The 7,504-nt window shown below is 41.2% G+C and carries 7 protein-coding genes; 2 read left to right on the top strand and 5 right to left on the bottom strand.

Translation table 11 applies throughout. The features are described from left to right. The first annotated feature begins 133 nt into the window (after positions 1 to 133). Both V7K46_RS09790 and V7K46_RS09785 read left to right on the top strand, forming a co-directional pair. On the top strand, positions 134 to 1,042 hold the full coding sequence (locus tag V7K46_RS09790; RefSeq protein ID WP_335112533.1) for a hypothetical protein: 909 nt from the start codon (positions 134 to 136) through the stop codon (positions 1,040 to 1,042). Between the two features lie 175 nt (positions 1,043 to 1,217). Beyond that, entirely contained in the window at positions 1,218 to 1,994 is a 777-nt protein-coding gene (locus tag V7K46_RS09785) for an SDR family NAD(P)-dependent oxidoreductase (protein WP_335112531.1), read from the top strand. 131 nt (positions 1,995 to 2,125) lie between these two features. Here V7K46_RS09785 and V7K46_RS09780 read toward each other — a convergent pair whose 3' ends face one another. The 5 genes from V7K46_RS09780 to V7K46_RS09760 all read right to left on the bottom strand — a co-directional run bounded on the left by V7K46_RS09780 (position 2,126) and on the right by V7K46_RS09760 (position 7,447). Beyond that, a complete protein-coding gene (locus V7K46_RS09780) occupies positions 2,126 to 2,905 on the bottom strand; it encodes a photosystem II S4 domain protein (RefSeq protein WP_335112529.1) in 780 nt (259 codons plus the stop codon). 101 nt (positions 2,906 to 3,006) lie between these two features. Further along, the gene (locus V7K46_RS09775; protein WP_335112527.1) at positions 3,007 to 3,168 is read right to left on the bottom strand and encodes a hypothetical protein; all 162 of its coding nucleotides are present in this window, start codon (positions 3,166 to 3,168) and stop codon (positions 3,007 to 3,009) included. Between the two features lie 178 nt (positions 3,169 to 3,346). Next, positions 3,347 to 3,853, bottom strand: coding sequence for a hypothetical protein (locus tag V7K46_RS09770; RefSeq protein WP_335112525.1), 507 nt, complete (start codon positions 3,851 to 3,853; stop codon positions 3,347 to 3,349). 228 nt (positions 3,854 to 4,081) lie between these two features. Further along, a complete protein-coding gene (locus V7K46_RS09765; protein ID WP_335112523.1) occupies positions 4,082 to 4,459 on the bottom strand; it encodes a hypothetical protein in 378 nt (125 codons plus the stop codon). 762 nt (positions 4,460 to 5,221) lie between these two features. Continuing rightward, positions 5,222 to 7,447, bottom strand: coding sequence for a TolC family protein (locus tag V7K46_RS09760; RefSeq protein WP_335112521.1), 2,226 nt, complete (start codon positions 7,445 to 7,447; stop codon positions 5,222 to 5,224). Positions 7,448 to 7,504 lie beyond the last annotated feature (57 nt).

Genomic DNA, 7,504 nt, shown 5'->3' with positions numbered 1-7,504 from the left:
TGCTCTTTAGCATAACTATATAATAAAATACAAACTACATACAATGTTATTATACATTAACCAATCTCATTGGTACAGTTAATAGTGTTATGTTCAATCCCCGACGATAAGTTAAGCCAGAGAAATGTGCAAAATGAAAAATCTAGTAACCAGTCTCATTGATGAACGAACAAAATCAATTATTAAATCATTTGAACTATATCAAGTTTTATATAATAAAATGCATTCAAATGAGCTAGCTGTTGCAGGCAAAAGGCTTGATATTTGTGCCAATGAAATTGCTATTTATTTGCTTCAGTCTGGTAAAGGAAAATATGTATTGCGTGATAAAATTTGTCTTGAAATTGGAAGTGGATGGTTACTGACTCATTCATTAGTATTTTACCTTCTCGGAGCAAAAAAGGTTTATGCAACAGATGTTTGCCCGTTATTACAACCTGAAAATATTTTCAAAGCCGTGTGTAAGTCTGTAGATTGGAGTATCTTAGATAGTCTATCTACATTTGAAGACCGAGAGATTATTCACTTACGTTTAAAGAAACTGCTTTCATTTAAAAATTTATCTTTGGAAGTCTTACAAGACTTGGGGATAGAATACATTGCTCCAATTGATTTATCTCAAAAACTACCTGGTTCCGAAAAAATAGATTTCATCTTCTCAAAATCTGTGTTAGAGCATGTGCCAATTGATGATGTTGTACCACTTCTAGAAAATCTTGTAAGTAGTCTGTCTGAAGATGGCTTTATGTTTCATCTCATTCATTTAGTGGATCATAAAAATTCAGATGAAAAACCATTTGATTTCTTTGTTTATCAACAGGAAGCCTACTCAAGAGAATTACAATCAAGGTGGGGAAATCGAATTCGACGAAGCCAATGGAAGAACATATTTGCTAACCTCAAGCACTTGGACTTTAAATTTGTATTTGAATGGTCGTGTAGGGACAGAGAACTACCAGAAAAAATCGACTCGTCTATTCAATATATAGATGAAGAAGATTTAAGAATCTCCCATATTGGTGTAGTTGGAGAATTCATATAGCTTCCGAAAGTCAAGTCTTAGGCAAGGAGAAGTTTTGAGTGGAGGAAGTCTCCACTCAGATTTCAGCACTAGGTGCTGCTTTTACCCTTTTGGATATATCACTTTGGGTAGTTAAAACTTATAGCTAGCATAGCTAAGATTTATAAAGTGCCTAAAAACTATCTTAATATGTATAATGCCAACTGCTTTGATTACTGGTGCCTCTAGTGGTATTGGTAAAGCTTTTGCCCAGGAACTAGCTGCACGCAAGACAAATCTTGTACTCGTTGCTCGTTCCGAAGAGAAACTAAGCCAATTAGCGAAACAATTACAAGAACAATACATAATTCAAGTAGATGTTATAGTCAAAGACCTTACAGAACCTAATGCAGCATCTGCTGTATTTGATGCCACTAAACTAAAGGGATTAACCATTGACTTATTAATCAACAATGCTGGTTTTGGTTACTATGGCGACTTTGCTGAAGGGGATGGAGAAAGACAAGTCAAAATCGTACAACTAAACATTTTGGCATTGGTAGATTTAACACATAAATTTCTCCCCTTGATGCGGCAACGTCGTTCTGGAAGTATTATTAACGTATCCTCTATTACCGCATTTCAACCGATACCATACCTTTCTGTTTATGCTGCCAGTAAAGCTTTTATTCTCAGCTTTAGTGAAGCACTATGGGCAGAAAATCGTCAATATGGTGTCCGTATTTTAGTCACTTGTCCAGGACCAATAGAAACAAACTTTTTTGCAGAAGCTAATTTTCCTCCAGCGCTGGCAAGCAGTACAGAGAAAGTGTATTCTTGCGAAAAAGTGGTTCGGGAATCTTTAGAGGCTTTGGAAAAAGGATATCCAACCGTTATTAGTTCTGATACTACCACTCAACTTAGAAGCAAATTATCTCGGCTCGTACCGCGCAAACTTCTGCTGAATATGTTAGCAAAACACTTTAAAGCCTAAGTATATAGTTAGGAGTTAGGAGAGACGCGATTAATCGCGTCTGTACAGGAGTGAAAAGTTAGGAGTTAAAGAAAGTGGTAAATTTAAAACTCCTAACTTTTCACTCTTCACTCCTCACTTTTAATTACTTATTAGATATATCTTGTTAATTGAACTCGGTAGCGGTCTTTTTTTGTAACGGCAATTTCCCCAACTTCTAAACGCCCTTTAGAGCGAATAGCGATTAAGTCGCCGGATTTAAGTTGAGAACTAGCTTGGGTAACTTCCTTCCAATTGACGCGGACATCACCAGCATCAATGAAATCAACCATTTTGCTGCGGGACATGCCAAAACCAGCAGATGCGATCGCATCTAATCGCAAAGAAGCCTCCACAGTAGTCAATTCTTTTTTCTTTGGTTCCCGAACCTTTAATTCAGTTACCTCAATCTGTTGAGTTTTCACAGGAACCGATCGCACCTGTTTAAGACTCATTGACAAAAATTCTACCAACTCTGGTGTGACAATCGCCTGCGCTCCCCGTTCTCCCAAAACTATAATGTCTCCCGTTTTTTCCCGAACAATTCCCGTTCCCAACATTGCGCCTAAAAAGTCTCGATGAGAGGCGGTATCAAACAGGAAATTACCAGCAATTTCCACGGCGACAAGGCTGACTTGAGATTGATCTAAAGGAAGTTCCGAACGAGCGATCGCAATTCTTTGGCGTTCAGCTTGTGGATATCCACCCCACACAACTAATTGCACTTCTGTTAATCGGTTAAACACCCGTTGAATTTCTGCCAATTCTGGGGGAGATAGAAAATCTGTCAAAACCACTTCCCAAATTTTGATGGCTTGCTGGGCTTGATCAATTACACGAGCTACACTATCTCGATTTTCAACACCTTTTAAAAGTTCTTCTCGTGGCAACATTCTTAAAAATTATGAGTTATGAGTTGAGAATTCATCTGCTAAAACTGTCTTGATTCTAACTTTAATTCCCATTTGGGCAGGTTTTCATCTCTACCAATTTGTTACATTCCTAATTTTTTCAGAATGCGAATCGAGGCAGCATGATTGTCTGGAGATTGAGCGATAATTCTCTTGAGTTCTCGCCGAGTAAAGGCAAATGTAGACCAGTGCTTCTGCTGCCTCAAAAGCAAATCCATGCTGGCGATCAGCCGATAGCACTTCATAACCGATTTCTCCAGTTCCTATTTGATCGGGTTTGTCAATAAAACCCAAATCGCCAATTAAAGTAGAATCGGCATCTGAATCATTAGCCAGACACTCCAACCCAACTGGGAAAGATCATCTACCAATAACAGGGAAGCAACTCAAGTCGCTGTGTCGTAATGTGTAAACTATGATTCATTACACGCTACTTGTGTCAGCATAACCTTGGATATTTTCTGGATCAAACTGACGTAATATTCGGGTTGCTTGCCGAGTGAGAGTTTCAGAACCTTGAACGGCAACTAAGTATTTACCCGCATCTAAGCGGTTGCGATAAGGTAATGCATCACCACTACCCACGAGTAAACCGACTCCGCCACCCACTAAAACACCACCCATAGCACCACTAGCAGCACCCAGCAGTCCACCAATGATGTGATTGCCAACTTCACCCGCCCAGGCAAAAGTATCTAAACCAGTGATCAGGCTGAATGTAAAACCTGCAAAAAAGCCAAATGGTATCAGCCAGGTTGCCATCAGTTGTGCTTGCTTTTTGGCTTCGTCTTTGGGGTCAATTAAGCCAAATTCGTCAGCCGTTTTATATCCCTTCCCCAGGATAGTACTGTTTATGCCTTCTTCTTCTAAAGCTAAGTAAGCAGCTTCGGCTTGAATGCGGTCTGGTAATACGGCAACAAGGTAATTCATTGATTTTACAATTTGTCTAATAGAAGTTTTGCCTTAATTAACAGCGTATCAGTCCTGGTGGAATCAATCTTGCATTGGGTAGGAGTAGAGACGCGAAAAATCTTTGTCTGTACAGGAGTTTGGAGAGGCTTTGATTCTTACTCCCCAACGCTACAAGGGTTGGGGGTTAGGTCTGTGTTGAACTCAACTGCAAACCGTAATAATACAAGTTAAATATACATGGGCTGCTCACTTTAACGAATCTAGTGGCTCACAAAAATTGTTCACGCCTTGCTTGAGGACATAAATCAAAACTGGCGTTGCCAAAATCTTAGGAAACGTTGGCGTTGCTTTTAGATGTTCCATCATGTTTTGAAGTGAAGTATTAAGCAAATCTTCTCGATATTCTTGTTCGCAAATGACCACACGCCATCTTCTAGCCAAGGCATCTAACCACTCTGAATTTGCTCTTTCTGGTTGTTGTCCGGCTCGGATAGCTAGCGTCATTGCCGCATCTTCTAAATCTCCATCACAGTCTTCAATCAAATCCAGCGCTTCCATATCGCTGGGATCATCTGCCAATTGAGAGCGAAACTGTGCAATTTCTTGAGATGTTACTTTAGTCATGAGTCTTTGACAAGGCGAGCAATCGAACACTCAGTTATGTTAGTCCAATTTTGACTAATACAATAGACCTGTTGATAAAAGTCTTGGTTTGAGACTTTTTATGAATAGTGGCGTTTTTGACAGCGTGTTGAGAACCAGAATAAAATTTGCTTTTCGAGTAACTTTCTTGCAACTAAACTCTCCTGCGATTGCCTAGTTTAGGTGGGTACACGATCGCAAACGAATCCTTTTGTCAACCCAAAACCATTGCAGGGCGGCTGCATCATATCAAAAATAGTAGTCTATTCTCAATAGAGTAGAAAAAATCTCATTAACTCTTGCTTATTGCTAAAGGTTTAAGCGTAGGTGTAAAGCGTGTTTTCAAAGTCTTAGATCCCCCCAACCGCCCTGCCGTCGCAAAGAGAAGAAAGAAATGCTTAACTAAACTGTATTGAGTTATCATCCACAAGCGATCGCTAAAGGACTTCTAAAATAGGACTTACGCAAAAAACCTCTCAAACTCTTATTCCTCCGTGTGCTCTGCGTCCTCTGTGGTTCGATTTTCCGTTGCTTGTGCGTAAGTCCTATAAAAAATAAAAATTTCCACTACTGCTTTTATTACTAAAAAGCCTCATTTTATCAATGTGTTTACTGATAAAATGAGGCTTGTGGGAACTTTTGCTCAAAAACACTACTAGACTTTGTGATGCCTTGAGGGCAGGTGCAAAGGGCATTACAAAACACAACAGCAGTCAAAAGCATTGACAGTTGAGTTTCGGCTAATTAGCGTAGTGCTCTGAGGGTAACAGACCGTTGTAACTGAGCTAAAGCGCGGTTGTAATCCAAAATTGCTCTGACTCGATTACCTTCAGCTTGTGTGAGGTCGTTTTCAGAGTTAATTACATCAGTTTGAGTACCTACACCAGCTTGGAATCGCAAACGCGCTAAACGTAGAGCTTCTCTAGCTTGTTCTAAAGCGGTATTAGCGGTTTGAACATTTTCTAAACTAGATTGCTGGGTAGAATAGGCTTGTTCTACCTGAAAGCGAATTTGGTTACGCTGTTCAGCAAATTGAGTTTCTGCGATCGCAATATTAGCTTTTGACTGATTTGCCCTTGCTCTTGCTGCTCCTCCATCATACAAATTTAGGGTTGCCCTAACTCCCAATGAATAACCATCAGTAACGCTGACATTATCATTGAACTGATCTAACAGGTCGTAGCTGGCGACCAAACTAACTTGAGGACCCAGTTCCGCAAGGGCCTGCCTACGCTGTTGCTCACTGGTATTGCGTTGTGCTAGCTGCTGTTGCAGTTCCGGACGATTTTGATAAGCCAACACAATACTTTGTTCTAACGTTGGGTTCCAAAGACCAGCTAACTGTACAGGATCGGCTGCACTGATATTTATCGCCTGCGGCAAACTTATCCGAGTTGCTAATTGACGACGGGCAATTGCCTGCTGCGATCTAGCATTAGTCAAATCTTGTTGGGCATTTGCTAAATTTACCTGAGAGCGTAGCACATCGAAGCGAGTACCAACCCCAGCTCGCTCTAAAGCTTCTGCATCACGCAAACTAGCTTGGGAGTTCTGCACAGCCGACTGGGCAATACGTACTTGTTCATCTGCTTGTTGCAGATTGTAGTAGTCAGTGGCAACATTCAAACGGATTGTCTCAAACTGAGTTTCTACAGCCAACTCATAGAAACGTACCTGTTCTTCAGCCGCTCTGATTAGTGCTTGCACTCTCCCAGAACTATAAAGGTTATATGAAAGTTGTGCTTGACCAGAAAAAGATGTACTGGGTTTATCTGGGGATGATATACCCGTCTGTTGTTCTTGGAGTTTCGACGAGAGCTGACTACTAGCAGACTGACTACGAGTAATATCAGTACTAATTCCCAGAGTGGGCAATAAAGCAGCTTGCGCCTCGCGTAGAGCCGCTTTATTGCGTTCTAGCTCCAATTGGGATACCTGTAAATCCCGATTATTCCGCCGTGCTAGCTCCAGAGCCTGTGCCAAAGTAATCGGCTGATTTCCCTGAAATGTCACTTCCTCTGGTTTGGTGGGAAATTGCAGAGGATTTGAGCTAGGAATCAGGTTATCGGGAATTTGCACCGAACCTGATGGCACAGGAGTTACGGTTCTCGGCACAGTTGGAGGTTGCACTGAACCCCCTGGTGCAGGAATTACGGTTGTCGGCACAATGGAAGGTAGCACTGAACCCCCTGGTACAGGAGTTACGGTTTCTGACACAGTGGGAGTTGGCGTCGAATCTGTCGGAATCGGAGTATTACTCTGAGCCACTTTTTGTAAGCAGGCGCTTGAGGCCAGTAGCAAATTAGTCAACGAGTCAGTCTTACTTTTTCCCAACTCCTGTGGACACCTCTGCGCTGACAGCAGTTTTGCTGCTCCTACACCTGTAACTGAAGCTTGTAAAAATGTCTGCAACTGAGTAACAGTATTTATCTTTTGAACCACTGGCTGCTGGACAGAAGACAGGGACAAAATTTCTTTTTGGACAGAAGGGGATTTTAAAGTGTAGTTGGGAACTACTATCCTCTTTGATTTATGCCCATAAGCGCTTGAATTACTCTGTTTTTGATTATTTGGAGCAGAACGACTGACATCAAGCTGTTGGGAAGGATTAGAGGTAGGTGTCAAACTGAAAAATCTACCTTCATCTTTCTTAAGTAGTTGTTTTATTGGCACAACAGTATTTCCAATCGTAAACACTGGAATACTGTTATTACTTAAAGGCTTCATGCTAAGTTTAGTGAAACCAAAAGCAGGTACTTGGGTTGGAGTACTAACATCTGCACCGTTAGGCAGTTGGGTATTCATGATGTCCACAACCGAGTATTGACTATAAGTAGAAGCCAAAACACCAGGAGAAGACACCAGATGTACCTCAGTTAGTTTCGCAGTACCAGCCCAAACAGGCTGAGTTGTTAAGACCGCTGCCGTCACACCAGGCAAGAAGCTATAGAATAATTGCTGTCCTTTCACCGCATCCCTCACACGAAAATCAATCTAGCGGCAGAAAACCTTTCTTCACCACAGAAT

Origin of the sequence: Nostoc sp. (assembly GCF_036917395.1) — a bacterium.
In the GTDB taxonomy this organism is placed as follows: Bacteria; Cyanobacteriota; Cyanobacteriia; order Cyanobacteriales; family Nostocaceae; genus Nostoc.
Note: the sequence above shows the minus strand (reverse complement) of the source record. Positions and strands in the feature narration are given on the sequence as shown.

Excerpts from the sequence above, each read along its gene's own strand:
- V7K46_RS09770 (WP_335112525.1), bottom strand. The coding sequence starts at position 3,853 with ATGAATTACCTTGTTGCCGTATTACCAGACCGCATTCAAGCCGAAGCT.
- V7K46_RS09780 (WP_335112529.1), bottom strand. The coding sequence starts at position 2,905 with ATGTTGCCACGAGAAGAACTTTTAAAAGGTGTTGAAAATCGAGATAGT.
- V7K46_RS09765 (WP_335112523.1), bottom strand. The coding sequence starts at position 4,459 with ATGACTAAAGTAACATCTCAAGAAATTGCACAGTTTCGCTCTCAATTG.
- V7K46_RS09785 (WP_335112531.1), top strand. The coding sequence starts at position 1,218 with ATGCCAACTGCTTTGATTACTGGTGCCTCTAGTGGTATTGGTAAAGCT.
- V7K46_RS09790 (WP_335112533.1), top strand. The coding sequence starts at position 134 with ATGAAAAATCTAGTAACCAGTCTCATTGATGAACGAACAAAATCAATT.
- V7K46_RS09775 (WP_335112527.1), bottom strand. The coding sequence starts at position 3,168 with ATGAAGTGCTATCGGCTGATCGCCAGCATGGATTTGCTTTTGAGGCAG.